Here is a 24,476-nt window from a genome sequence, read left to right on the forward strand (position 1 = left end):
ATCCAGGATTATAGGATTTTCAGGATGTTGTTGTTTATTTGAAGTGGGGATTGGATGATTTTTTTGTCAGAATCAGGATATCCAGGATTATAGGATTTTCAGGATGTTGTTGTTTATTTGAAGTGGGGATTTGATGATTTTTTTGTCAGAATCAGGATATCCAGGATTACAGGATTTTCAGGATGTTGTTGTTTTATTTTCTATGAGAATTAAAGACTTTGGGATGATTGATAAGATAAATTATCTGTTAAATTATGAAATTATCTGCTGTTACTTCTTGACTGTTAGTGTAACTGTATTTTATCATCTTTCAATATTTACAGACAATTCATCAATTACCATCCTGAAAATCCTCAAATCCTGGACATCCTGATTCTGACAATGAAAATTTCAACACCCCACCAATAACCTACAAATAACAATCCTGTAAATCCTCAAATCCTGGACATCCTGATTCAGACAATGAAAATTTCCACATCCCACAAATAACCTACAAATAACAATCCTGAAAATCCTCAAATCCTGGACATCCTGATTCTGACAATTTAAAATTTCAGCATCCCATGAATAATCTATAAATAACAATCCTGTATATCCTAAAATCCTGGACATCCTGATTCAGACAATGAAAATTTCAACATCCCACCAATAACCTACAAATTACCAACTAACCATACAAACTGTAGGTTGGGTAGAACGCAGTGAAACCCAACGATTTAATCATCATATTTGGGTAAAGTAAAAATTTATAAGATAATTTATAATATTATATTGTAATTAGATGTAAGATTTGCTATAATATTAAAATTATTTAGTTAAGTGAAAATCAATGATTTCAGAACAAGAATTATTAACAAAATGGCGATCATTACCCCAGGATAAACAAGAAGAAGTTTTAAAATTTGTGGAATTTATGCAATTGAAAACCACAGTCAAAAAACCGCCTTTAGGGGAACGTTTACGAGAAATTCGCTCTAGAATTGTTGCATCTGGTAAACCATTATTAAATGCAGATGAAATAGAACAAGAATTAGCTGCTCGTAGAGGTGGAATCCAAGGTACAGAAGAATGATTATAACTTATATTGATTCAGGGGTGTTACTGAGTGCAACCAATGGTACTGGTTTAATTGCAGAAAAAGCATTAGAAATACTATCAGACTCACAACGGGTATTTGCTGCTAGTGAGTTTGTCAGATTAGAAGTAAGTCCTAAAACAGTTTATCATCAGCAAACAGCAGAATCTCAATTTTATGAAGAGTTTTTTAATGATGTTATTTACTGGGCAAATGATTTAACTTATATTGTACAAGAGGCTTATAAAATCGCTTCTCAGTATGGATTAGCTGCTATGGATGCACTTCATGTAGCTGCTGCTTTTTCTGTTGGTGCTGAGGAGTTAATTACTACTGAGAAGAAAACAAAACCGATGCACAAAGTAGTTGGTATTAAAGTAATTTCTATTTTTGATTAAGATGTTTTTTGTCTGACAATGAAAATTTCCACATCCCACTAATAACCTACAAATAACAATCCTGTAAATCCTCAAATCCTGGACATCCTGATTCAGACAATGAAAATTTCAGCATCCCACCAATAACCTACAAATAACAATCCTGTAAATCCTCAAATCCTGGACATCCTGATTCTGACAATGAAAATTTCAACATCCCACAAATAACCTACAAATAACAATCCTGAAAATCCTCAAATCCTGGACATCCTGATTCAGACAATGAAAATTTCCACATCCCACAAATAACCTACAAATAACAATCCTGTAAATCCTCAAATCCTGGACATCCTGATTCAGATAATGAAAATTTCATCATCCCACAAATAACCTACAAATAACAATCCTGAAAATCCTCTAGCTAAATATATGTAATGTATAATTTAACATATAAAAAGTTGTATTATAGTTATATATCAAGTTAATAGAGTGCGTTAGAACAAGCGTAATGCACCTTATCCCACAATGAAGACGGTGTGTTACATTTCATTAATGCACTCTACAAACTTTTATCATTATCTTAGGAGTATCAATGGTCAGATTAATACAAGTTGTTGTATTTCTATTATTGTATGGCGTTTTAGCTAACATTTTTCCTGCTTGTAGTAGAAATGGGGGAGAAACTACGAATAATAATGGGATAAATAATCAATTACAAGCAAATGAAGAAACAAAAGAAGAATGTATCGAGCGCGTAACAAATGAGTTAGTTGAAAATAATAGAGGTGAAGTGTTAACCAAAGAGAATATGGAGCAGTATTATGATGAATTTACAAGAAGATGTAATCTTGTGCCAAAGTAACATCGACTTTTACTACTTCAGGACTTACGCAAAAGGAAACAAAAGTAGGGGTAATTCATGAATTACCCCTACGCAAGAATAAGGTTTTCAGTCACATCTTGCGTAAGTCCTATACTTCTCAGAGATCCAAAAATTCAGATCCTCGACTTCTTTTTTCAACCCCACCAATAAATGATAAACCCACATTCCGCACCCCCCAGTGTCACAATCGGTAATTTCGTATTTTTGAATACCTTTGAGGATACTTTTGATACAAAATCGTCGAAATCTTAGGTGGCGATCGCCAATATCAAATCCCCAAACGACCATTTTTCGTTGTGTGACAGTTTAGGGTGCGGAAGGTGGGTTCAAAACTTAACTAGCTGACTGCTGACTGCTGAAAACTGATAGCTATTTAACTATAAGCCTCCATCGGTAAACAAGAACAAACAAAATTCCTATCCCCAAAAGCAGCATCTATCCTACCCACACTTGGCCAGAACTTAAACTCCTTACTCCAACTAGCAGGATAAGCAGCTTGTTCACGAGAATAATCATGTTTCCACTCACCAACAATCAAACTTTCCGCAGTGTGAGGCGCATTTTTCAACACATTATCTTGCAGATCCATCTTACCAGATTCAATGTCAGAAATCTCTTTTCTAATCGCAATTAACGCCTCACAAAAACGATCCAATTCTTCCTTAGATTCGCTTTCCGTTGGTTCTACCATTATTGTACCAGCCACAGGCCAAGAAACAGTAGGAGCATGAAAACCATAGTCCATTAACCGCTTCGCAACATCATCAATTTCGATGTTGGCTGATTTTTTCACAGCACGTAAATCTAAAATACATTCATGTGCTACAAAACCATTTTTTCCGCGATATAAAACCGGATAAAAAGATTCTAATTTCTTAGCGATGTAATTAGCATTTAAAATCGCAACTTTGGTAGCTTCCGTTAACCCCTCTGCACCCATCATTGCAATGTACATCCAAGAAATTACCAAAATACTCGCACTTCCCCAAGGTGCAGCAGAAACAGCACCAGAGAATTTTGGATTTTGGATTTTGGATTTTGGATTATTTTCCTGTATTTTAATTACAGAATGACCAGGTAAGAACGGTACAAGATGGGAAGCGACACCAATAGGACCCATTCCCGGACCACCACCACCATGAGGAATACAGAAAGTTTTGTGTAAGTTCAAATGACAAACATCAGCACCAATATCACCAGGACGACAAATACCCACCTGAGCATTCATATTAGCCCCGTCCATGTAAACTTGTCCACCATGTTCATGAACTATGGCACAAATTTCTTGAATTGCTTCTTCAAATACTCCATGAGTTGATGGATATGTCACCATTAAAGCTGCTAATTCACTACTATGTTTTTCAGCTTTCGCTTTTAAATCAGCAACATCAATATTACCATGATCATCACAAGCAATTCCTACAACCTTCATTCCACACATTACCGCACTCGCAGGATTTGTACCATGTGCAGATTGGGGAATTAAACAAACGTTTCTGTGTGCTTCTCCCCGACTTTCATGATATTCACGAATTACCAAAAGTCCCGCATATTCACCTTGAGAACCTGCATTTGGTTGTAAAGAAATTCCCGCAAATCCTGTAATTTCTGCTAACCATGCTTCTAGTTGTTGAAAGAGAATTTGATAACCTCTGGTTTGGGAAATTGGCGCGAAAGGATGGATTTTACCAAATTCTGCCCAAGTTACAGGAATCATTTCTGAAGTTGCGTTTAACTTCATGGTACAAGAACCCAAGGGAATCATTGATGTTGTTAATGATAAATCCTTGGTTTCCAGTTGATGTAAATAACGTAATAATTCCGTTTCAGAATGATAGCGGTTGAAGATGGGATGAGTTAGGTATTTACTTTCACGAAGTAATGGGTAATGGGTAATGGGTAATTGGTAATTGGTAAGAGAAGTAAGTTCTGTTTCGCTGAAAGGTAAGTTATCTGTACCTGCGAAAATTTGCAATAAATCAATTACATCTGCTTCCGTTGTCGTTTCATCTAAGGAAATTCCCACATCAGAATTATCAAAAATTCGCAAGTTGATATTTCTCGCATCCGCAGCTTCTAAAATTGCCTGTAAACTGGTATTTCCTAACTCAATCCGCAGTGTATCAAAGAAGTTGTCACTAACAATTTTATAACCTAACTTTTGCAAACCTGCGGCTAAAGTTGCTGTTAATTTGTGGATATTTTGGGCGATCGCTCTTAGTCCATCGGGTCCATGATACACTCCATACATCCCCGCCATCACTGCCAACAGTACCTGCGCTGTGCAAATATTACTAGTAGCTTTATCTCTGCGAATATGTTGTTCACGGGTTTGTAATGCTAACCGATAGGCAGGTTTACCATGAACATCTTTTGATACACCAATAATGCGCCCTGGAACTAAGCGTTTATACTCTTCCTTAGTCGCAAAATAAGCCGCATGAGGTCCACCGAATCCCATCGGAATACCGAACCTCTGGGTACTTCCTACCGCTATATCTGCCCCTAATTCACCGGGGGGTGTGAGTAATGTTAAACTGAGAGGATCTGCCGCAATTGTCACCAATGCACCCTGAGCATGGGACTTTTCTATAAAGTGGCGATAGTCGTAAATTGTACCATCAGTTGCGGGATATTGCAGAATCGCCCCAAAGATAGTTTCCGAAAAATCAAAAGTTTGATGATCACCGATAATGATATTAATACCTAAAGGTTTAGCGCGAGTCTGCAATACATCCATAGTTTGGGGATGACACGCACTAGAAACAAAAAAGTTATGGGATTTATTTTTACAGATACCATAACTCATACTCATTGCTTCTGCTGCTGCGGTCGCTTCATCTAGTAAAGATGCGTTAGCAATTTCTAAACCAGTTAAATCAATAATCATGGTTTGGAAATTTAACAACGCTTCCAAACGTCCTTGAGCGATTTCTGGTTGATAGGGGGTGTAAGCAGTGTACCAACCGGGATTTTCTAAGATGTTGCGTTGAATCACTCCAGGGGTAATACAATCGTGATACCCCATCCCGATGTAAGAACGGTAAACTTGATTCTTTTCAGCGATTTGGTTTAATTTTGCTAATGCTGCATATTCGCTTTGTGCTGCTGGTAATTTTAAATCTTGGTTAAAGCGAATAGATGAAGGTACGGTTTTAGCGATTAAATCATCTAAATTAGATAAACCCAATAAATTCAACATTTGTTGAACGTCATCTGCTTTTGGTCCGATGTGTCTTTTAGCAAACTCGCTTACTTGGTTGATTTTAGCCGAAACTTGAGGACGTGGGGGATTAGCTACCACAAATTATGCTCCAGATGTTAAGGTTTAATATATTGTAATGATTACTTTGAGGGAATAGGAAAATAGAAATATTTACACCAGGAGTCAGGAGTCAGGAGTCAGGAGTTATTTATTTTGGATTTTGGATTTTGGATTTTGGATTGTTTTTGTCATCTCCAATCTAAAATCTAAAATCTAAAATCTAAAATTTTCCTCACCTGTCACCTGTCACCTAGTTTACGAACCCTCTACCAAAGCACTATACTCACTAGCTGTCATCCCATCTTCAACTTCCCCAGGATCATTAACACGCACTTTGATAAACCAACCATCACCATAAGGATCATCAACTATTGACTCAGGAGAGTTAATCAAATCTTCATTGCGTTCTACTACTGTACCTGTAACTGGTGATTTCAGGTCTTCTACAGCTTTAACAGATTCAATTGTACCAAATGAGTCTCCCTTGGAGACCGCATCACCAATTTCTGACAGATCCAAAAATACAATATCACCCAGTTGATCTATAGCAAACTCAGTAATACCGATAGTGGCTATTTCCCCATCTAAACGTACATATTCATGAGTATCTTGATAGCGTAAATCATCGGGATATTCAAAAGCCATAACACTTCCTCTTCCACGTTAAAAAAATGGTGTTACCAGAGTAACCCAAACAACATTATTCCTCAAAAATCTCAAAACTTATCAGTTAGTAACACGATTTTTTGAGCGATAAAAAGGACGTTTTACCACGACTGCTGGATAAGCTTTACCGCGTATTTCCACTTCTAACTCCTGTTTAACGGTTGCTAACTGACTGGAAACATAAGCTAAAGCAATGGGATAACCAAGGGTAGGTGATAAAGTACCGCTTGTTACTTCTCCCACTACTTCACCTGAAGATAATACGTAATAGCCATGACGGGAAATATTTCGCCCTTGGGTTTGTAAACCTACGAGTTTACGATGTACTCCCACGGTTTTTTGTTGTTGTAAAATCTCCCGACCGATAAAATCGCTTTTTGTATCTAAATGAACCAACCACCCTAAACCCGCTTCTAGGGGTGTGGTGTTGTCGTCGATATCTTGTCCATAAAGTGCCATTGCTGCTTCTAAACGCAATGTATCTCTACAACCAAGACCACAGGGAATGACACCAGCATCATAGAGGCTTTGCCACAATTTTATCCCTACTTCGGGGTCTACCATCACTTCAAAGCCATCTTCCCCAGTGTAGCCTGTACGAGCGAGGAAAGCGGGTTGACCAAAAATGGTTGTTTCTAAATGCCCAAAGGCTTTAATTGGGGTTAAGTCGGCTGATACAAAAGACTGAAGATGGCTGGTAGCTTTTGGACCTTGAACAGCTATTAAGATTTTATCCCGTGACAGGTCTTGAAATTGGATTGTATCCAGGTCAAGATGTTGTAATAACCATGTTTTGTCTTTTTCTGTTGTGGCAGCATTAACGATAATTACCGCTTTTTCGCTATCTGTATTTTCTCTACCTTGGTAGTAAATAATGATATCATCAATGATTCCGGCTTGCTCATTTAACAACACTGTATATTGGGCTTGACCGGGTTGTAGACGACTTAAATCGGAAGGGACTAATTTTTCTAGTTGGGAAATCAGGTTTTGACCTTGGAGAGTAAATTTACCCATGTGGGAAATATCGAACATTCCAGCAGCATTTCTGACAGCTTGGTGTTCTTGGGTAATACCACTATATTGTACTGGCATTTCCCACCCACCAAAGCTGGTAAAGCGGGCTTTGAGTTCAACACCGATGTGATATAAAGGAGTTTGCGCTAGAAATTGGGTATTATTTTCTGGTTTCGCCACAGGTTTTTTTGGTGTTTTAGTTATTTTAGGTATTTTACCCAGATCCCCGACTTCTTCAAGAAGTCAGGGATCTATCTTCCCTAGTGCGGTTTAATAATTAATAGTGTAATTGTTGAGATTTATTAAACAAAAATTATGAAGCGTGGGCAAATTTGGCAAATACTCGTTAGTGTAGTTTTAGCTGTGGTGTTGTTTGTATCTCCCTTATCCGCACAAGCAGCAAGTTCTTCCAGTATTACCCGTTCCGCAGGGGATGAGGTACAAAGTCAAGATTTTTCAGGACAAAATTTAATCGGTAAAGAATTTACCAACATTAAATTAGAGAATGCTAACTTTAGCAATGCTGACTTACGGGGTGGAGTGTTTAACGGTACTCTGTTAGAAGGTGTAAATTTACATGGTGTAAATTTTGGTCAAGGTATTGCTTATTTAGCCAAGTTCAAAAATGCTGATTTAAGTGATGCAGTATTGACAGATGCGATGATGTTGCGTTCAACTTTTGATAATGTTAATGTCACTGGTGCAGACTTTACCAATGCGGTTTTAGATGGGGTAGAAATGAAAAAACTTTGTGTTAAAGCTAGTGGTGTTAATTCTAAAACTGGTGTAGATACTCGTGAATCTTTAGGATGTAGATAAACTGTCAGGGTTTAGCATTGCTAAACCCCTACTGACTCTTAACTTATTACTTTACTGAAAATCTACTAATTGGAAATTCTTTTCCATTTCTAATCTTTGTTCTGCATTACGTAAAAAATACCCATCAATCATTGCTGAACCTAAAAGTTTTCCTAATTCATCTCGGCTAGTGGTAATCATAGTATTATATCTGTCATGAGGCAAATTACCTAACATAGCAACAATAGATTTTTGAATCAATTCTAATACTTCTGGTGAGTTAGGTTTAGATAGTTGGGATACTGCTTCTGGGTTTAAAGATTGTATGTATTGCCAAAACTGATCATTATTTTCTTGTGGTGCGAAATACTCAGGCTGAGAATGGGAAAGATTACTCATGGCAGTTACTTTCAACTCGCTTGATTATCAATTTATCAAGATATGTCTGAATTGGTTGTCAAAGAAACCGAACATGAGAAGATGGGTTTATTCTACAGCAGGAAGTAAAAAAATATAACTATTTATAACTAGGGTTGATTGTGAATTATATCATATAATAATTTATGAACACTACTAAAAAATACTCGCAATTTATTCACCATGAATCAAAGCAGTAATATCGGCATTTTGGAAAAGTTTGTCAACACAGTAATGGGAGTAAAACCAGGAAATCAAAAACAGTCACTCAATACATCAGCAACAACAAAAGAACTAGACATCAAAGCAGTCATCGTTTATAAGCTAGGGACTATTCTGCAAATAGGAACAATGATTCTAGTATTACTAGGAATGGAAAATTTAGTCAATTTACTTGATAGTAATTCTGCCTTTCCTAGTTGGGTTAGCACTGTAGTTACTGCCTTATTTTTCGCTTTATTAAGTATTCGTTCTCGGATTTTTTCACTTTTAGATAATACCCGTTCTCAAACAACTTATGATCAAGTAATTAGACCAAGGTGGTCTCCCCCACCTTTAGCATTTCCTATAGTTTGGATGCTGATTGCTGTTTTACGGGTGATTTCTTCTGTGTTAATTTGGCAGGAATTAGATCATCAATTCTTGGTATTACCTTTCATTTTATTTGTGATTCATTTAGCTGTCGGTGATACTTGGAATACGATTTTTACCGTAGAACGCAGATTAGGTGCTGCTGTTCCAGTTGTGATTTTAGGACCTTGGTTATCGGCAATTGTTGTCACAGTAATTTATTGGCAAACTGTACCTTTAGCGGGAATGATTTTATCTTTTTCTTGTGTGTGGTTAACTGTAGCTGCTGCTTTGGTGTTTAGAATTTGGCAATTAAATGGATCTGAGCCATTATATCCTTTAAAGTTAGCATCTGTGGAGGATTAGAGAGGTAAATTTAGGATGGGCGATCGCTATTTTTTAGCCTATAGAAAATAAGAGCGATCGCACTAATCAAAACCATTTAACTATAACTCTTCAATTGTCACTAAACCACCTTCTGTAAATTGGATAGACAACTCATAACCATCAAGTAAAGCAGTGCCTAATAATGGCAGTTTTCCTGTAGCTAAAACATTAACTTCTCTTTCCTCGCCATTCCAAATAATAGTAGTTTGATGTACTGGTAAAAGTACACGACTATTATCTGCTAAATTTGCATACATATCATAAACAAAAGGCAAATTCAAAAGATTAACTGCCCTTGGAGGTAAAGAAAGAAACTCTGTAAAACCTGTATCAATCACAAATTCAATAGTAAAATCTGTTGATCTGGCAATCAAAATATAACATTGACAGTTGCACGTCCATTTTTAATAATACCAGTTATCACCGATAATCACGCTCCATTTCTCCACTAAAGGATGCAGCGACTTTGTAACCAATGCGAATCCCAAAAAGTCGAGCAAATCGGTTTTTATTCCGTAAATAACGCGCTGACTCTATCCCTGTTTTATCAACTGCATATTCACCAGTTTCTATATCAATAATCACCATTTTACCGATGTTTTCTTCAGTTTCCACCTGTGAACGAATGATAGTTTCATATAATTCTTTAGCACGTTTGGCGACTTCTTCACTGCTGAGGAGAATGGATTGCATTTTATGTCATCCTTTTTTTGTGATTATATTTATTATACTGGATTTATAATAAATTTTATTCTTCTTCAGCTAAATTGATATATAATAAAAATAAATATTTTTTGATATCTTATCATGACATTACAAGAATTGCAAAAACAAGTATTACAGTTACCAATGAGTGAACGCTGGCAATTGGTACAAACTGTATTAGAATCAATACAACAAGAATCTATCTCAGCATCAAAGAAAGGTAATTTATCTCGACTGCGTGGCATTGCTAAAAGTGCAAATATCTCTAGTGATGAGAATATTAATGGAGATTATGCGACTTATCTAACTGAAAAATACCAATGAAACGAATTTTTATTGCTTTATAATTCAATGCTAAATACATGAGACATTTATGAAAATAGACAAACCTATTGCTATTGATTTATTTGCTGGTGCTGGCGGATTTGGTTTAGGTTTTGCGATGGCAGGTTTTAATATTCCCCTTTCTGTTGAAATTGATGCTTGGGCGTGTGATACTCTCCGTTATAACCACCCTGACATGACAGTAATTCAAGATGATATTCGTAATTTTAATACTTTAAGTAGTGTTAAAGAAATTTGTCTATACAAACCGCATATTATTATTGGTGGTCCTCCATGTCAAGGTTTTAGTGTTGCAGGTCCAGCACGAAAAGATCCAAATGATCCTAGAAATAGTTTATTCATTAACTTTTCTCAGTGGATAAGTTTTCTTCAACCTAAAGCATTTGTGATGGAGAACGTGAAAGGTTTACTCTCACGCAAAAATAGCGAAGGTTTAAAAGTCCTAGATATTATTAAACAAACTTTTGAAGAATTTGGATATTTTGTAGAAGTATGGTTACTTAATTCTGCTGAATATGGTGTACCACAGGTTAGAGAGCGTGTTTTTATTGTTGGAAACAAACTAGGTAAAAAATTAGGTAGTCCTCAACCAACCCATTCTCTAGACTTATTAAAAAACAAGATATGGCAATTATCCCTTGAAGAAATAAATTTACTTCCTGCTATCAGCTTATGGGATGCAATATCAGACTTACCTCCACTTAATGCGAGAGAAGGTAAAGAAGAACAACCTTATATATCAGAATCTCAAAATCAATATCAGCACTGGATCAGACAAGGTAGTAAAATTCTTTATAATCATGTAGCAATGGAACATTCTCAGCGATTAGTAGAACGTTTTAAACAAATAAAATGGGGTGAATCCAGTTCAGATGTTGCTACAGAATATGGTGCTAAACGTCGTAGTGGAAATGGTGACTTATCTAATAAAACTTATGATCAAAACAACAGACGGTTACATCCATACAGGCCAGCATACACAATAGCAGCATCCTTTTATGCAAATTTTATTCATCCTTTCCAGCATCGTAATTTGACCGCTCGTGAGGGTGCGCGTGTCCAATCTTTTCCTGATACTTATCGTTTTTTAGGAAAGAAAACAGTTGTATCTCATAAGTTATTACAAAGGGAAAATAGATTAAATGAAAAGTTCCTTTGCCAGTACAATCAGATAGGTAATGCTGTACCACCCATTCTAGCTAAAGCAATTGCAATTCATCTTCAAGAAAAATTAGAGCTATGTCCACAACTGATAGAAACCCTTTAGTTCATGGTTCAAATCTCGAACAAAAAGAAAATCACCGCAAAAAATATAGAGATGCTGAAAGCAGAAAATTTCTCCAAGAAATTAGAATTGAATATGATAAATGGCATTTAGCTAATGTTGAATTAGTTGGACCAACATCAACACCTAATGAAAATGATAATGCAATTATTTCTCAAAGAGTAGAACTTTTATCAGCATATAAAGATTTTTTAGATCAACAACATTATGCTGAAAAGTTTGACTCTCGCTCCAATCTTCACTCTAGTGTATTGGAGGAATTTCTCTATTATTTATTTCGAGATTTAGCAAAAGATTTTGGAGAAAACGCGCTCATTGGAAAATCCCATACTTTTAAAGATATTTTCTTTGTTCCTCCCAAATATGCAGAAATGTTGAAACGTCCCTATGCACGTATTGAAAAGAAAGATCATGATTTTGTGATTGGTGCAACTATTGAAGCATCATTTGAAGCAGTTACACCACCAGAAGAAGAAAATTCAGGTGAAATGCTGACAATTATTAAAGAAGAACCAGACAACTATTCAGATGTTACAGTTACAGGTAACACAGAAACTCATATTTTTGATATTCCAGTTATTGTTATTGAATGTAAAACTTATCTTGATAAAACTATGTTGGAAGGTTCATCAAGAGCAGCAGAAGATTTAAAAGCTAGGAATCCGAATAGTTTATATATTGTATTAATGGAGTGGATCAAGTTGACGAGTGATGTTAATCTTCGGAAGTACAAGGTTGATCAGATTTATGTATTACGTCAGCAGAAAAACACGGATCGAGAATTTAGGTATGAAGAAACTTATGTTAAAAATCCAATTAATCCAACTGTAGTACAACATTTATTTCATAAGGTACGGAAGCATTTAACAATGGACTGGTCTGGTGGAATTGAATATGGAATAAAGCGAGGTTGGTTAATTGAGGAATAAGCTACGCTAACGTATTTCTTCCACAATTAGCTAACTGAGAGCGATCGCGTTACCTCTACATTAACAAAGAGCGATCGCACGCTGTAATAATTCTGTCATGGTTGAGGAATTTGAATGGCTTTTTACTATTTTAGATTATCTCACTACTAACAAAAATTGACAATTATTGACAGGTGTGCAATTCTAAAGAAAAGACTATGTAATTAATTCAAAGGTGAATCTATGAATGTTCATCTAGGTACTACATTTGATCAGTTTGTTGCTGAACTCGTTGATAGTGGACTATATCAGTCACAAAGCGAGGTCATTCGTGAAGGTCTACGGTTATTAAAAGAACGGGAAGATTTACGGAAGTTGAGAATGGAAGAATTGCGGAAGGAAATACAAATAGGAATAGATCAACTTGATAGGGGTGAAGGTGTAGCTTTTGATGCTGAAAAAATCAAAGCTGAAGGGAGAAAAAGACAAGCTGCAAAACGTATTAGTTAGCAGTATTTAAGATATGGCAAATATTTTTCAATCCCCAGAAGCTCAAAATGACTTCATTGAAATCTGGCTCTATATTCGTCAGGATAATGAAATTGCTGCTGATAGAATTATAGATGCTATTAATGAGAAGTTGATACTTTTGTCAGAATTACCTCAAATGGGGAAACTGTGTGAGGAATTAGCACCATCACTTAGAAGTTTTCCTGTTGGTAAATACCTTTTGTTTTACCGTCCCGTAGTTGATGGAATTGAACTTGTAAGGGTAATTCATGGTGCAAGAGATATTCAAAATTTGTTTGAATAAGTCATTTATATTTTTTTGTCAGTTATGTGATAGCTAGGGTAAGCTATGCTAACGCATTACCCCTACATTAACAAAGAGCGATCGCACGCTGTAGTAATTCTGTCATGGTTGAAGAATTTGAATGGCTTTTTACTATTGATGATATCAAGTCTTTGAGTTAATTATGCGATACCGTCGGTAAGCTTCGCTAACGCACTACTTCCATATTAACCAACGAAGAGCGATTTTATTATTTCTTGACTATGTAAAATGTGTGATTATCTTTTATTTTATGATCTACACTAACAGCAATCTTTGTTTTTTCAGTAATTGGCAGTTCAGGATATTCTGTATTATCTAATTGAATTGTTAAAATAGGTTTTTTATAAAATCTACCTTCTTTTGTTTCGATAATTAGCATATCTCCAACTTTTATCGTATAGTCTTCTATTTCAAATGCCAATACTTTACTAACAAAAATTTTAATTACATTTTCTACTTGTTGAAAAGTATGTATTGATTCCTCTTTGATAACTTGTTCAAATAATGTCTCAAAAATAGCTTGACAATATTTCTCTAAAAATTGAATGTAAGGTTCTAATTCAGATATGCTAAGAAGATCATCTACTTCTTCTGAACCGTGAGCAATTTGGTTTCTTCTTTCAACCAAATCATTTATTTTATTATACAAAATATCCTTTTCTATTCTAGAAATAGAATTTTGATTTAAACCAATTTCATTGTTAAGTTCTTCATTTTTTAATAGTTCATTATTCAAATCCAAATTTAGCTTGTTGAATAACTCTACAATTTTATTATGTTTTAAATTACCTGACAAAAGCACAAAAGCATCTGTATTAATTTGATATTTAGTAGGATTAACTATACAATCATTAAGTTTCTTTAGCACTTCCTCTTTTGTAAGATGCTGATATTTAGCACTTTCTCTACTGGTAATAGTATTTATCAATCTTAAAGAAAGTTCAAAATGATTATCTCTAATCTTTTCATCTATTTGTGTGTATTCAGGTACTACACTCGATAGAAAATCAAGATACTCTTTGATCCATATTTCTACATATTTTTCTAGTAGTCCATATAGTGAAATAATAGATGCTTTATATTCAAAGATTCGCTTATCTGTTCTAAAACCTCTATAGTGACCATTCAAAGTATTGAGTAAATTTTTTATTTGCTCATTATCATTATCTTGAACATGATAAGCAGCTACATCATTTACATATTGAATATGTTTTAAATATTCTCGAATTTGATTGAGTTCTCTTTTAAAGTTTTCTAATGATTCTATATTCATAATTTCTACCAAACTTTATTTAATGTAGCTTTGTAGAAACTTATCAAAATATTCGATTCTTGTTTCCAATGCTTTTTTGGTAGCATACCTACCTTCAAAAAGAAAACGATTATTTTCTTCTTCTACATATAACATTTTTTCATCAGAATACATCTCATTTTTTATCGCTTCCTTATGCTTTAATAATTCATTCTTAAAGGGAAGTTTACTAGCAAATACTTGCATAATTGGATCATACACTATTTTTAAAGGAATTTTTCTATTCCGCTCTCCTTGTGGTGGAGGTGGAATAAAAGCTGAATCTTCCAAGATATAATAAATCAATTCAATAGTTTCATTGAAAAGCTTTTCAAGATTTTCAATAGTTTCATCTGGAAAATTATTTGCTTGTTTTAAATATTCATCTAAAAACTTATCAACTGGAAGTTTTAATTTATCTAAATGACGGTAAGCGAAGAATCGTAAAACTAATTCTACATCTTCCATTTTGCGATAAGATTCACTTTCTAGTAATTTTTCTTCTCCTTCACTTTGTAAAGGGAACTTCCACATTTTACGAAAATAGTCATTTTGAGAAAGTTTTAGACATAATTGGTTAAACTTACCATTATATAAAGCATTCCTGGTTTCCTGTGGAGTTAATTCTTCTCCTCCACTGTTTAATCTCTGAAACACTATTTTTTTAATATGTTCAGCTTCTTCTAGACTTTCTGCTGTTTCTTGCAATAACACAATAAATGATAAATATCTTCTATCTAGAATTTTTCTAACCTGTCCTGGTAAATTTTGATAATTTCTACCTTCTAATTCCTGCCAATATTCTAATTCTTCTAAAAAAAATTTTCCTTTGTAGAAATCATAAATAGTAGTTAGTCTTTGCTGTCCGTCTATTACTTCATAGAGAGAATATTCTATTTCATACAGAAATATAGGTGGAATTGGTACATTCATTATTAATGATTCTATTAAACGAGATTTTCGAGTATTACCCCATCTTTTTCTACGCTTATATTCAGGATCAAGAATATATTTTTTACTATCAAGCATTGTCGGTATACTATCTAAAGGATAACGAGCTTGTTCGGTAATAATTCTAATTTCACGCTTTTTATATTTTTTATTGATTTCTTCGTCTGACACTGATTCATGATTTGTATCTACATTATCTGGAAAAGTGAAAATTTCGCCTAAAATTAAATCACTATTTGCAATCATAGTATTTATTCCTTATATTACAAGATTTCATTTTTAATTATAATCTGTCTTACCTCCTCTTCCCAATTTTCGTCATTAGGATTAATAGTAATCATCTTTCCTTCAGACTTTGAACGATCTACATAAGCATGAAACGCTGCAATATCGTTTCTGTGAGTGAGAACATAACGACGTAACTCTTTTAGAGTCATTGCTTGATAATTAACCAATGTCATCTTTTCCCAACACCCCTTTTTCATTACTAAAACGCTGCAAAAACTCAGGATAATTCATCAAATCATCAACAGATGCAGAAGGCGACATTTCCACCCAATTTCCCTCAGCATTCAACTTATCTACATAAAAATAAAACGCCTCTTGATCATGCCGATGCGATAAAACATAAGCACGTAATTCCTTCATACTCATAGTTTTAAAATCAAACTTTATCATAAAAAATACCCCCATTTACCATTGGAATCTATTTAAACCAATTCTTCAGCTAAAAGCCTACCCTCAACTGGTTCATATTCATCTTCCAATAACCATAACTGAGCAGCTTCATAACTATTACTAGAAAATACAACCTTATCACCCTGTTTTGGATCATAAATTTGACAGTTTCCCTCACTATCACAAAGTAATAACAGAATGTATGGAGGCGATAACATCGGATCTATCCATACTTCTGTAAATTCCCAATTATTCTTCACTAGGTCTGGTGCGGGGTATGACGTGGTATTGGTTGTCTGCATTGATTTTTATCTCCCCATAGTAAAGTGGAATAGTGGGAATATTGCTACCATCTGGACTAATTCTATAACCTATTGGTTCAGTAAAAAACATTCCATAGCGTTCATAGTCTCGAACAATGCCGATAAACTCACCTTTTTCTATTATGCACTGAGCAACTTGATTCATGGTATTTTCATCGTTAAATACATGAGCAGCTTGTCCTTTTTTTTAGAAGTCTTTGCATTTGCAGTGTTCTTGGTAAATGCTTGGCAATATGTCTAACGTCAAGGATAATGTGACGATTAATTAATTCTGATGTCATTTAATTTTACCTAATTTACTTTATATAACAAACTTAATGAGGTCTATATCTAACCGAAAATGGTCTATATGGGAGAATACCGTCCTCAGAGGTTATTATATTACTACTTGCTAAAAAGTATTTTGTATGTTATTACTTCATCTGTAAAAAAAATCTCCCATACAGCAGGAGAGATGAAAATGAAGGTGATTATGAGCTTTTATAAGTTAATATATAAGCATATTTTATAAAGCTTGAGTATTACGGGTATGAACCAAATTATGAACGTGATATAGATCTAGCCAAACGACTTTACGGAGTACCTGATCCGAGGTTAGTTGAAGATGACTAGTCGCCTACAAAAACCTCCTTCTCCTCTCCGCGACTGGAAGTTTCTAAACGAACTGTTCGTTTCAATCATCTAAAATCTCCTTCCTCCTCTCTGCGACTCTGCGCCTCTGCGTGAGAAAAAACAAAAAAACGGCAGAGAACCTACATCCTCCACCGTTTTTTTAACTATTAAAAAATCCTAACTACAACTCAACACCAGGAGTCAACAACTCCCGACTTTCTCTAGCTGTAACTTGGACAACACCATTTTCATCCACATCAACGTAAGCAACATCACCGTCTTTGATGCGTCCAGACAGAATTTCTTCCGCCAAACTATCTTCCAACAAGCGCATAATTGCTCGCCGTAATGGCCTTGCACCGTAGCTGGGGCTGTAACCTTCTTGAATCAAGCGGTCCTTGAAGCGATCGCTCACTTCTAAAGTAATGCCTTTTTCTGTCAACCGACCAAACACTTCTTTGAGCATAATGTCGGCAATTTCGGTAACTTCAGCCTTATTCAACTGACGGAAGACAATAATTTCATCCAAACGGTTCAAGAACTCAGGACGGAAGTATTGCTTCAGTTCCTCATTCACCAAAGAACGAATCCGGTTGTATTGAGATTCAGTTTGATCCTCAGCAAACTCGAAACCAATACCGCTACCGCCTTTTTCAATTACCTTAGAACCAATGTTAGAAGTTAAAATTAACAAAGTGTTCTTAAAGTCTACTGTGCGTCCTTTAGCATCAGTCAAACGACCATCTTCTAAAATTTGCAGCAGCATATTGAATACATCGGGGTGTGCTTTTTCGATTTCGTCAAACAGCACCACAGTGTAAGGACGACGACGTACAGCTTCTGTTAACTGACCACCTTCGTTATAACCAACGTAACCTGGAGGTGAACCAATCAATTTACTGACGGTGTGACGCTCCATGTACTCGGACATATCTAAGCGAATCATTGCTTCTTCTGAACCGAAGAAGTAAGAAGCCAAGGATTTAGCTAACTCAGTTTTACCTACCCCAGTCGGACCAGAGAATACAAAACTCGCAATGGGGCGGTTAGGATTCTTCAAGCCCACACGAGCGCGACGAATCGCACGGGAAACCGCTTTCACCGCATCATCTTGACCGATGAGGCGCTGATGTAAGGTGTCTTCCATGTGCAGCAACTTCTCAGATTCAGACTCAGTGAGTTTATTCACTGGTACACCAGTCCAAGAAGCAACGATATGGGCGATGTCTTCTTCTGTCACTACAGGTTCAACACCATCACCACCGGCTGCATTGGTTTTGTTTTGAGCAATGGAGCGAATTTCCGCTTTAATTTCCATTTCTCTGTCGCGCAGTTCTCCAGCACGGTCAAAGTCTTGAGAACGAACAGCATCATCTTTTTCTTTTAAGATTTGCCGCAGTTCCTTGTCTAATTCCTTCGCTGCTGGGGGTAGCTGGGAATTAATCAAACGGACGCGAGAACCAGCTTCATCAATTAAGTCAATGGCTTTATCTGGAAGGTAGCGATCGCTAATATATCTATCAGACAACTTCGCCGCTGCCACTAAAGCCTCATCGGAGATTTTTAACTTGTGGTGCGCTTCATAGCGATCGCGCAAACCATATAAAATTTCTATTGTTTCATCAACGGTCGGTTCACCAACCATCACAGGCTGAAAACGTCTTTCCAACGCTGCATCCCGTTCAATGTGCTTGCGGTACTCATCCAAAGTAGTTGCGCCGATACACTGCAACTCACCCCGTGCCAAAGCTGGCTTGAGGATATTCGCTGCATCAATCGCCCCTTCAGCAGCACCAGCACCGATTAAAGTATGAACCTCGTCAATTACCAGGATGACATTACCCGCTTGACGGATCTCATCCATGATTTTCTTTAGACGTTCTTCAAATTCACCCCGGTACTTAGTTCCTGCAACCAGTAAACCAATATCCAGAGTTACCACCCGTTTATCTTCCAGAATATCCGGGATATCTTTGTTAGCGATGCGACTGGCTAAACCTTCAGCAATGGCTGTTTTACCCACCCCAGGTTCACCAATCAGCACTGGATTATTTTTAGTCCGGCGACCCAAAATTTGAATCACACGCTCGATTTCCTTGGCGCGTCCCACCACAGGATCGAGTTTGTTATCCACAGCCATTTGGGTCAAATTCGAGCCAAATTCATCCAAAGTAGGGGTTTTTGTGCGACCCGAAGAACCGCCAGGAGTCACTTCCGCAGTTTCTCCCAACATCCTAATCACTTGGGTTCTCACCTTAGACAAATCTACACCCAGGTTTTCTAGCACCCTGGCTGCTACGCCTTCCCCTTCACGGATGAGACCCAACAGCAGATGCTCGGTGCCAATGTAGTTATGCCCTAGTTGGCGTGCTTCTTCCAAGGATAGTTCTAAAACCCGCTTTGCCCGTGGCGTAAACGGAATTTCCACAGCCACAAAGCCGGAACCCCGACCTATGATTTTTTCAACTTCAATCCGGGCATCTTTAAGATTGACACCCATTGACTTTAGCACCTTGGCTGCCACCCCCGTGCCTTCCCCGATCAGACCCAGGAGGATCTGCTCAGTTCCCACAAAGTTGTGACCTAAACGGCGGGCCTCTTCTTGGGCCAGCATGATTACCTTAATGGCTTTTTCTGTGAAGCGTTCAAACATGGCATTTTTCCCATCACCTGCGTCGTGCCGGTATGCTGATTTTAGCACAGGCTAAAATTTTGGATATCTCTATCAAAAAAATAGATACCCCCCAGCCATCACACAAGTTGATGGGTTCATTCATTAATTTTTATTACTTTTTCTATCGCTAGTCTGGTGAGGAGATTGAATTTACTAGCCTTCCTGGAAATTACGACTAACAAGACACTACTAATTTTTAGATTTTGTTAATCTATTCCCAAACAAACTTAATTATCATATACAATGGTACATTGTCAATACAAAAGTTTTTAATATAATAAATTTTTATTAAATAAAAATATTTATTTTGAAATATTGATAAATTGGGCATTGGGAGAGGCAGGAGGCAGAAGGTAAATATTTCTCCCTATTTCCTATCCCCTTATTACTGTCCCCAGTCACCTATTCAGTTAAACTCCAAGAAGATTTGGCTAGGCGATCGCTAATCATCACTTCCCAATCATCCAAATTTTTGAGAAAACTGGGCTGTTGTAGGTTAGAAGTCCACAAAATTAAAGCATCTTCATTATTATCTTGGTAATAGCGTGGTCTTTTACCAGCAGTCTTAAAGCCAAATTTTTCATAAAGCGAAATTGCCTTTTCATTAGAAACCCGAACTTCCAATGTTGCCCTTTCTAAACCGCGATCGCTTGCTGTTTTGAGTAGAGCATACAACAAAGCCTGTCCTAAACCTTGACCCTGATATTCAGGATGAACCGCCAAAATTGTAATATGCGCTTCTTCTAAAATTGACCAAAAACAACCCATTCCCAACAAACCACAACTAGAAAATGGGGCAAATAAACCTAAAAAATGACTATTAGGACTTTCCAGTTCTCGACGGTAGCCCTCCATAGTCCACAACCCATCAAAACAGGCTTTATCAAGTTCTAGTAGTTCACTTAAATTCTCTGAAGTTAAGGATTGAATTTTTAAATCTAATAGTTTCACGATGAAGGGAACAGGGAACAGGGAACAGGGAACAGGGGAAGCAGGGGAAGCAGGGGAAAATTATTTTTATTTTCCCAGTCACCAGTCACCAGTCACCAGTCACCAGTCACCAGTCACCAGTCACCAGTCACCAATCACCAGTCACCAATCACCAATAAAGCAGTAAACTGAAAATCGGGATATTAACTCACGCTCGTAATTTTAACAAGGACAAATTCTAATTTAGTTATGGTATCGACTCACCCCGTCAAGGTTCAACCTTCTGGCAATCAATATCTATCTCCCAGCCAGGATAGTACAAATATTTCTCCTAATCAACAACTCCTACCCTTGACTGCTAGAGTTAATCGTGATGATTTTCTAGAAATCGGTGGGTGTGATGTCACAAAGCTAGTTCAGCAGTTTGGTTCACCTTTATATATTTTGGATGAAACAACCTTGCGGACAGCTTGCCAACAATACCGGGATACCTTTAAAAAATACTACAAAGGTGAATCTCAAGTATTGTACGCCTCTAAAGCATGGAATTGTTTAGCAGTTTGCGCCATTGTCGCTTCAGAAGGTTTAGGAATAGATGTAGTATCTGGTGGTGAACTTTACACAGCTTTAGAAGCCAGTGTGAGTCCAGAGAAAATCTACCTCCACGGAAATAATAAATCCCGTGATGAGCTAACTTTAGCCATTGAATCAGGTTGTACCATTGTTGTTGATAACTGGTATGAATTACATACTTTGGTAGAACTAGCAACCAAAGATTCAGCCATCCGTATTATGCTGCGGTTAACTCCGGGGATTGAATGTCATACCCATGAGTATATTCGCACCGGACACTTAGATAGTAAATTTGGGTTTGACCCTAATGATTTAGAAGAGGTATTTGCCTTTGTAAGTAAACAACCCGCTTTAAACTGTGTGGGTGTACACGCTCATATTGGTTCGCAAATTTTTGAACGTCAACCCCATAGAGATTTGGCTGCTGTAATGGTACAGTGGTTGCGAGATGCAGCAAAATATAATTTAGAATTGACAGAGTTAAATGTCGGTGGTGGTTTAGGGATTAAGTACACCGAATCAGACGATCCCCCAAGCATTGAAGAATGGTCAAAGGCGATTTGTGAAGTAGTGCAAGAAGCTTGCGCTGCTGAAAACTTGCCCCTCCCCAAACTCCTGTGTGAACCAGGGCGATCGCTCATTGCCACAGCTTGCGTTACTGCCTACACTATTGGATCAGCTAAAACAATTCCTGATATTCGTACTTATGTGACAATTGATGGCGGAATGTCAGATAATCCCCGCCCCATCACCTATCAATCAGTTTATCGGACTGTTGTTGCTAACAAAATGTCCGCTCCTTTAACAGAAACAGTCACAGTAGCAGGTAAACACTGCGAATCAGGAGATATTCTGATTAAAAACGCCCCACTTCCCAAAACTGAACCAGGCGACGTTCTCGTAGTTATGGCAACTGGAGCATACAATTACAGTATGGCATCTAACTATAATCGTCTACCCCGACCAGCTGCTGTGTTAGTAGCTAACGGTGAAGCAAATTTAATTTTGCAAAGGGAAACCTATCAAGACATCATTCGCCAAGATTGCCTACCTGAAAAATTGAAATAGTTATTTTTTCTTGGTCATTGGTCATTAGCTAAGAATTATGACTAATGACTAATGACTAATGACTAATGACTAATGACTAATGACTAATGACTAATGACTAATGACTATTAGAATCCAGATGTCATGAGAGATTGGTGGAAGCAATGGCTGACGACAAACCTGGGATGGTCACAGTCCTTGCTGCTTGGGACTCTGGATATTCTTTTAGTGCTGGCGTTGACATACATGATCCTGGTGATTATTAGTGAACGCCGGATACTATGGATGGTGCGAGGATTTATAATCTTGATGCTGGCCTCAGCATTGAGTGGGAATTTGGGACTACCTTTGCTCAATTTCGTTTTGGAAAAGTTGGTAATTGGTTGTGCTGTAGCTATGGCCGTAGCACTCCAGTCAGAGTTTCGCCGATTTTTGGAACAATTGGGACGGGGTGAGTTTCGGCAGTTGTTTCAACCTAACCGCTTGACAGTGCCTAAATCTGATAGCGTGATTGATGAAATTGTCGATGCTGTGAAAGAACTGTCAAAAAATCGGATTGGTGCTTTGCTGATTTTGGAAACTACCGGACCAATGGATGAGCGAGATTTTTCTGTACCTGGTGTAAAGTTAAATGCAGAGGTGTCTAAGGAACTGATACAGACAATTTTTCAGCCCAAAACTTTATTGCATGATGGGGCAACTTTGATCCGTGGTTCGCGGATTGTATCATCCGGTATAATTTTACCACTTTCAGGACGCACAGCCTCACGCCAGTTGGGTACACGCCATCGGGCAGCAATGGGAATTACCGAGCGTGTCGAAAATTGCATTTGTGTCGTTGTATCAGAAGAAACGGGTTCTATTTCCTTAGCTGAAAGGGGAACTTTATATAGACCACTGACGATTAGAAAGTTAAAAGAGTCTTTAGAGGAACGATTTTCGCCAACTGTAGACCGAGAAGCTGTAGCACCTGGTCTTTTCAGTTTAGGTCGTCAACTAGGTGGTCAAACATTAGCACTGGTTTCACGTTTACTTAGATTACCATCGACTGCTTCTCGCCAAAAAAATAAGACCGAAAAATGACTACACAACATACTGAACTGCAATATTTGCCTTCTGATTTAAAACGAGAATTACTCCCCCAGCACGTTGCGGTGATTATGGATGGCAATGGTCGATGGGCTAAACGTCAAGGTCTACCTCGAATTATGGGGCATAAGCGGGGAGTTGATGCCCTCAAGGATTTGTTACGCTGTTGTAAAGATTGGGGTATTAAAGCTCTCACTGCTTACGCTTTTTCTACGGAAAACTGGAAAAGACCACAGGAAGAAGTGGAGTTTTTAATGAGTCTTTTCCAAAGGGTTCTGCGTCAAGAACTGCGGGAAATGGTAGAAGAAAATGTGCAGATTCAGTTTGTGGGTAATTTACAAGCTTTACCAAAATCGCTACAAGAAGAAATTTCTCGCTCTATGGCAGAAACTAAGGATAATCAAAGTATTAAGTTTACAGTAGCTACTAATTATGGCGGTAGGCAGGAGATTTTACAAGCTTGTCGAGCGATCGCCCAAAAAGTAGAGGAAGGTTTATTAAAACCAGATGAAATTTCTGAACAGTTATTTGAAAGTCATTTATATACAGCTGGTATCGCTGATCCAGATTTGCTAATCCGCACCAGTGGAGAAATGCGTTTATCTAATTTCTTACTTTGGCAAATGGCCTATGGTGAAATTTATATTACTGATACTCTCTGGCCAGATTTTGATAGAAAGGAATTTCACCGCGCTTTATGTGCTTATCAACAACGAGAACGGCGGTTTGGGAAGGTTTAGGAAGTAATGCTATATTCAATAGTAAGATTTGGGAG

Annotated in this window: 29 protein-coding genes; 14 read left to right on the forward strand and 15 right to left on the reverse strand. The window is 37.0% G+C overall.

The window, feature by feature from the left end:
• The first annotated feature begins 829 nt into the window (after positions 1-829).
• From PN497_RS24755 to PN497_RS24765, 3 genes are all read left to right on the forward strand, one after another.
• Positions 830-1,072: a hypothetical protein gene (locus PN497_RS24755; protein WP_096571142.1), complete on the forward strand. Its 243-nt coding sequence runs from the start codon at positions 830-832 to the stop codon at positions 1,070-1,072.
• On the forward strand, positions 1,069-1,473 hold the full coding sequence (locus PN497_RS24760; protein ID WP_096571140.1) for a type II toxin-antitoxin system VapC family toxin: 405 nt from the start codon (positions 1,069-1,071) through the stop codon (positions 1,471-1,473). Before PN497_RS24755 ends, PN497_RS24760 begins: the two co-directional genes overlap by 4 nt.
• Before the next feature lie 571 nt (positions 1,474-2,044).
• On the forward strand, positions 2,045-2,314 hold the full coding sequence (locus tag PN497_RS24765; RefSeq protein WP_096571138.1) for a hypothetical protein: 270 nt from the start codon (positions 2,045-2,047) through the stop codon (positions 2,312-2,314).
• Between the two features lie 394 nt (positions 2,315-2,708).
• Here the strand turns inward: PN497_RS24765 and gcvP are convergent, their stop codons facing one another.
• The 3 genes from gcvP to gcvT form a co-directional block, all read right to left on the reverse strand.
• The gene (gene gcvP, locus PN497_RS24770; protein ID WP_096571136.1) at positions 2,709-5,639 is read right to left on the reverse strand and encodes an aminomethyl-transferring glycine dehydrogenase; all 2,931 of its coding nucleotides are present in this window, start codon (positions 5,637-5,639) and stop codon (positions 2,709-2,711) included.
• Positions 5,640-5,855: 216 nt separating this feature from the next.
• The gene (gene gcvH / locus PN497_RS24775; RefSeq protein WP_096571134.1) at positions 5,856-6,245 is read right to left on the reverse strand and encodes a glycine cleavage system protein GcvH; all 390 of its coding nucleotides are present in this window, start codon (positions 6,243-6,245) and stop codon (positions 5,856-5,858) included.
• An 81-nt stretch (positions 6,246-6,326) separates the two neighbouring features.
• Positions 6,327-7,463, reverse strand: a complete 1,137-nt coding sequence (gene gcvT, locus PN497_RS24780; protein WP_096571132.1) for a glycine cleavage system aminomethyltransferase GcvT — start codon at positions 7,461-7,463, stop codon at positions 6,327-6,329.
• A 135-nt stretch (positions 7,464-7,598) separates the two neighbouring features.
• On the opposite strand from gcvT, the gene PN497_RS24785 reads away from it, so the two are divergent.
• Positions 7,599-8,102 carry a pentapeptide repeat-containing protein gene (locus tag PN497_RS24785; protein WP_096571131.1) on the forward strand — a complete coding sequence of 168 codons (504 nt, stop codon included), beginning with the start codon at positions 7,599-7,601 and terminating at the stop codon, positions 8,100-8,102.
• Positions 8,103-8,153: 51 nt separating this feature from the next.
• On the opposite strand, the gene PN497_RS24790 is transcribed toward PN497_RS24785, so the two are convergent.
• Entirely contained in the window at positions 8,154-8,480 is a 327-nt protein-coding gene (locus PN497_RS24790; RefSeq protein ID WP_096571129.1) for a DUF760 domain-containing protein, read from the reverse strand.
• Positions 8,481-8,681: 201 nt separating this feature from the next.
• On the opposite strand from PN497_RS24790, the gene PN497_RS24795 reads away from it, so the two are divergent.
• Positions 8,682-9,434 (forward strand): TspO/MBR family protein, encoded by a 753-nt coding sequence (locus PN497_RS24795; RefSeq protein ID WP_096571127.1) that lies wholly within the window; start codon positions 8,682-8,684, stop codon positions 9,432-9,434.
• An 80-nt stretch (positions 9,435-9,514) separates the two neighbouring features.
• On the opposite strand, the gene PN497_RS24800 is transcribed toward PN497_RS24795, so the two are convergent.
• Both PN497_RS24800 and PN497_RS24805 read right to left on the reverse strand, forming a co-directional pair.
• The gene (locus tag PN497_RS24800; protein ID WP_409349343.1) at positions 9,515-9,829 is read right to left on the reverse strand and encodes a clan AA aspartic protease; all 315 of its coding nucleotides are present in this window, start codon (positions 9,827-9,829) and stop codon (positions 9,515-9,517) included.
• 46 nt (positions 9,830-9,875) lie between these two features.
• Positions 9,876-10,148 (reverse strand): hypothetical protein, encoded by a 273-nt coding sequence (locus PN497_RS24805; RefSeq protein WP_096571125.1) that lies wholly within the window; start codon positions 10,146-10,148, stop codon positions 9,876-9,878.
• A gap of 114 nt (positions 10,149-10,262) precedes the next feature.
• On the opposite strand from PN497_RS24805, the gene PN497_RS24810 reads away from it, so the two are divergent.
• From PN497_RS24810 to PN497_RS24830, 5 genes are all read left to right on the forward strand, one after another.
• Positions 10,263-10,484 (forward strand): hypothetical protein, encoded by a 222-nt coding sequence (locus PN497_RS24810; protein WP_096571123.1) that lies wholly within the window; start codon positions 10,263-10,265, stop codon positions 10,482-10,484.
• Positions 10,485-10,533: 49 nt separating this feature from the next.
• On the forward strand, positions 10,534-11,772 hold the full coding sequence (locus PN497_RS24815; protein ID WP_096571121.1) for a DNA cytosine methyltransferase: 1,239 nt from the start codon (positions 10,534-10,536) through the stop codon (positions 11,770-11,772).
• The gene (locus PN497_RS24820) at positions 11,745-12,719 is read left to right on the forward strand and encodes a Bpu10I family restriction endonuclease (protein WP_096571119.1); all 975 of its coding nucleotides are present in this window, start codon (positions 11,745-11,747) and stop codon (positions 12,717-12,719) included. The genes PN497_RS24815 and PN497_RS24820 overlap by 28 nt, the downstream gene beginning before the upstream one ends.
• 222 nt (positions 12,720-12,941) lie before the next feature.
• Complete coding sequence (locus tag PN497_RS24825; RefSeq protein ID WP_096571117.1) at positions 12,942-13,208, forward strand: type II toxin-antitoxin system ParD family antitoxin; 267 nt, start codon at positions 12,942-12,944, stop codon at positions 13,206-13,208.
• Between the two features lie 13 nt (positions 13,209-13,221).
• Complete coding sequence (locus PN497_RS24830) at positions 13,222-13,512, forward strand: type II toxin-antitoxin system RelE/ParE family toxin (protein WP_096571115.1); 291 nt, start codon at positions 13,222-13,224, stop codon at positions 13,510-13,512.
• A gap of 229 nt (positions 13,513-13,741) precedes the next feature.
• Here PN497_RS24830 and PN497_RS24835 read toward each other — a convergent pair whose 3' ends face one another.
• From PN497_RS24835 to rimI, 9 genes are all read right to left on the reverse strand, one after another.
• Positions 13,742-14,806 carry an MAE_28990/MAE_18760 family HEPN-like nuclease gene (locus PN497_RS24835; RefSeq protein WP_096571113.1) on the reverse strand — a complete coding sequence of 355 codons (1,065 nt, stop codon included), beginning with the start codon at positions 14,804-14,806 and terminating at the stop codon, positions 13,742-13,744.
• A gap of 15 nt (positions 14,807-14,821) precedes the next feature.
• Positions 14,822-16,021, reverse strand: coding sequence for a DUF262 domain-containing protein (locus PN497_RS24840; protein ID WP_096571111.1), 1,200 nt, complete (start codon positions 16,019-16,021; stop codon positions 14,822-14,824).
• A 17-nt stretch (positions 16,022-16,038) separates the two neighbouring features.
• Positions 16,039-16,236, reverse strand: coding sequence for a DUF6887 family protein (locus PN497_RS24845; RefSeq protein ID WP_096571109.1), 198 nt, complete (start codon positions 16,234-16,236; stop codon positions 16,039-16,041).
• Positions 16,223-16,468, reverse strand: a complete 246-nt coding sequence (locus PN497_RS24850) for a DUF6887 family protein (protein WP_409349344.1) — start codon at positions 16,466-16,468, stop codon at positions 16,223-16,225. Before PN497_RS24850 ends, PN497_RS24845 begins: the two co-directional genes overlap by 14 nt.
• Positions 16,469-16,485: 17 nt before the next feature.
• On the reverse strand, positions 16,486-16,755 hold the full coding sequence (locus PN497_RS24855; protein ID WP_096571107.1) for a hypothetical protein: 270 nt from the start codon (positions 16,753-16,755) through the stop codon (positions 16,486-16,488).
• A complete protein-coding gene (locus PN497_RS24860) occupies positions 16,703-16,921 on the reverse strand; it encodes a DUF6972 family protein (protein WP_228051905.1) in 219 nt (72 codons plus the stop codon). The genes PN497_RS24855 and PN497_RS24860 overlap by 53 nt, the downstream gene beginning before the upstream one ends.
• 13 nt (positions 16,922-16,934) lie before the next feature.
• Positions 16,935-17,057 (reverse strand): DUF6972 family protein, encoded by a 123-nt coding sequence (locus tag PN497_RS25995; protein ID WP_409349345.1) that lies wholly within the window; start codon positions 17,055-17,057, stop codon positions 16,935-16,937.
• A 512-nt stretch (positions 17,058-17,569) separates the two neighbouring features.
• Entirely contained in the window at positions 17,570-20,041 is a 2,472-nt protein-coding gene (locus tag PN497_RS24865; RefSeq protein ID WP_096571105.1) for an ATP-dependent Clp protease ATP-binding subunit, read from the reverse strand.
• A 423-nt stretch (positions 20,042-20,464) separates the two neighbouring features.
• A complete protein-coding gene (rimI, locus tag PN497_RS24870) occupies positions 20,465-21,013 on the reverse strand; it encodes a ribosomal protein S18-alanine N-acetyltransferase (RefSeq protein ID WP_187041230.1) in 549 nt (182 codons plus the stop codon).
• A 1-nt stretch (position 21,014) separates the two neighbouring features.
• On the opposite strand from rimI, the gene PN497_RS24875 reads away from it, so the two are divergent.
• From PN497_RS24875 to PN497_RS24890, 4 genes are all read left to right on the forward strand, one after another.
• Positions 21,015-21,179, forward strand: coding sequence for a hypothetical protein (locus PN497_RS24875; RefSeq protein ID WP_272111023.1), 165 nt, complete (start codon positions 21,015-21,017; stop codon positions 21,177-21,179).
• Positions 21,180-21,241: 62 nt separating this feature from the next.
• Complete coding sequence (lysA, locus tag PN497_RS24880; protein ID WP_096571101.1) at positions 21,242-22,633, forward strand: diaminopimelate decarboxylase; 1,392 nt, start codon at positions 21,242-21,244, stop codon at positions 22,631-22,633.
• 123 nt (positions 22,634-22,756) lie between these two features.
• On the forward strand, positions 22,757-23,695 hold the full coding sequence (gene cdaA / locus PN497_RS24885; RefSeq protein ID WP_096571099.1) for a diadenylate cyclase CdaA: 939 nt from the start codon (positions 22,757-22,759) through the stop codon (positions 23,693-23,695).
• Positions 23,692-24,441: an isoprenyl transferase gene (locus PN497_RS24890; RefSeq protein ID WP_096571097.1), complete on the forward strand. Its 750-nt coding sequence runs from the start codon at positions 23,692-23,694 to the stop codon at positions 24,439-24,441. The genes cdaA and PN497_RS24890 overlap by 4 nt, the downstream gene beginning before the upstream one ends.
• The last annotated feature ends 35 nt before the right edge of the window (positions 24,442-24,476 follow it).

This window comes from Sphaerospermopsis kisseleviana CS-549 (assembly GCF_028329225.1).
Taxonomy (GTDB): Bacteria; Cyanobacteriota; Cyanobacteriia; order Cyanobacteriales; family Nostocaceae; genus Sphaerospermopsis; species Sphaerospermopsis kisseleviana.

Coding starts and splice junctions, on each gene's coding strand:
- PN497_RS24815 (WP_096571121.1), top strand. CDS start 10,534: ATGAAAATAGACAAACCTATTGCTATTGATTTATTTGCTGGTGCTGGC.
- PN497_RS24825 (WP_096571117.1), top strand. CDS start 12,942: ATGAATGTTCATCTAGGTACTACATTTGATCAGTTTGTTGCTGAACTC.
- PN497_RS24830 (WP_096571115.1), top strand. CDS start 13,222: ATGGCAAATATTTTTCAATCCCCAGAAGCTCAAAATGACTTCATTGAA.
- lysA (WP_096571101.1), top strand. CDS start 21,242: ATGGTATCGACTCACCCCGTCAAGGTTCAACCTTCTGGCAATCAATAT.
- PN497_RS24875 (WP_272111023.1), top strand. CDS start 21,015: ATGAAGGGAACAGGGAACAGGGAACAGGGAACAGGGGAAGCAGGGGAA.
- PN497_RS24785 (WP_096571131.1), top strand. CDS start 7,599: ATGAAGCGTGGGCAAATTTGGCAAATACTCGTTAGTGTAGTTTTAGCT.
- PN497_RS24760 (WP_096571140.1), top strand. CDS start 1,069: ATGATTATAACTTATATTGATTCAGGGGTGTTACTGAGTGCAACCAAT.
- PN497_RS24845 (WP_096571109.1), bottom strand. CDS start 16,236: ATGACATTGGTTAATTATCAAGCAATGACTCTAAAAGAGTTACGTCGT.
- PN497_RS24795 (WP_096571127.1), top strand. CDS start 8,682: ATGAATCAAAGCAGTAATATCGGCATTTTGGAAAAGTTTGTCAACACA.
- PN497_RS24820 (WP_096571119.1), top strand. CDS start 11,745: ATGTCCACAACTGATAGAAACCCTTTAGTTCATGGTTCAAATCTCGAA.
- PN497_RS24810 (WP_096571123.1), top strand. CDS start 10,263: ATGACATTACAAGAATTGCAAAAACAAGTATTACAGTTACCAATGAGT.
- gcvH (WP_096571134.1), bottom strand. CDS start 6,245: ATGGCTTTTGAATATCCCGATGATTTACGCTATCAAGATACTCATGAA.
- PN497_RS24765 (WP_096571138.1), top strand. CDS start 2,045: ATGGTCAGATTAATACAAGTTGTTGTATTTCTATTATTGTATGGCGTT.
- PN497_RS24865 (WP_096571105.1), bottom strand. CDS start 20,041: ATGTTTGAACGCTTCACAGAAAAAGCCATTAAGGTAATCATGCTGGCC.
- PN497_RS25995 (WP_409349345.1), bottom strand. CDS start 17,057: ATGACATCAGAATTAATTAATCGTCACATTATCCTTGACGTTAGACAT.
- PN497_RS24890 (WP_096571097.1), top strand. CDS start 23,692: ATGACTACACAACATACTGAACTGCAATATTTGCCTTCTGATTTAAAA.
- PN497_RS24755 (WP_096571142.1), top strand. CDS start 830: ATGATTTCAGAACAAGAATTATTAACAAAATGGCGATCATTACCCCAG.
- PN497_RS24855 (WP_096571107.1), bottom strand. CDS start 16,755: ATGCAGACAACCAATACCACGTCATACCCCGCACCAGACCTAGTGAAG.
- PN497_RS24850 (WP_409349344.1), bottom strand. CDS start 16,468: ATGGGGGTATTTTTTATGATAAAGTTTGATTTTAAAACTATGAGTATG.
- PN497_RS24840 (WP_096571111.1), bottom strand. CDS start 16,021: ATGATTGCAAATAGTGATTTAATTTTAGGCGAAATTTTCACTTTTCCA.
- PN497_RS24805 (WP_096571125.1), bottom strand. CDS start 10,148: ATGCAATCCATTCTCCTCAGCAGTGAAGAAGTCGCCAAACGTGCTAAA.
- PN497_RS24790 (WP_096571129.1), bottom strand. CDS start 8,480: ATGAGTAATCTTTCCCATTCTCAGCCTGAGTATTTCGCACCACAAGAA.
- PN497_RS24860 (WP_228051905.1), bottom strand. CDS start 16,921: ATGAATCAAGTTGCTCAGTGCATAATAGAAAAAGGTGAGTTTATCGGC.
- PN497_RS24835 (WP_096571113.1), bottom strand. CDS start 14,806: ATGAATATAGAATCATTAGAAAACTTTAAAAGAGAACTCAATCAAATT.
- cdaA (WP_096571099.1), top strand. CDS start 22,757: ATGAGAGATTGGTGGAAGCAATGGCTGACGACAAACCTGGGATGGTCA.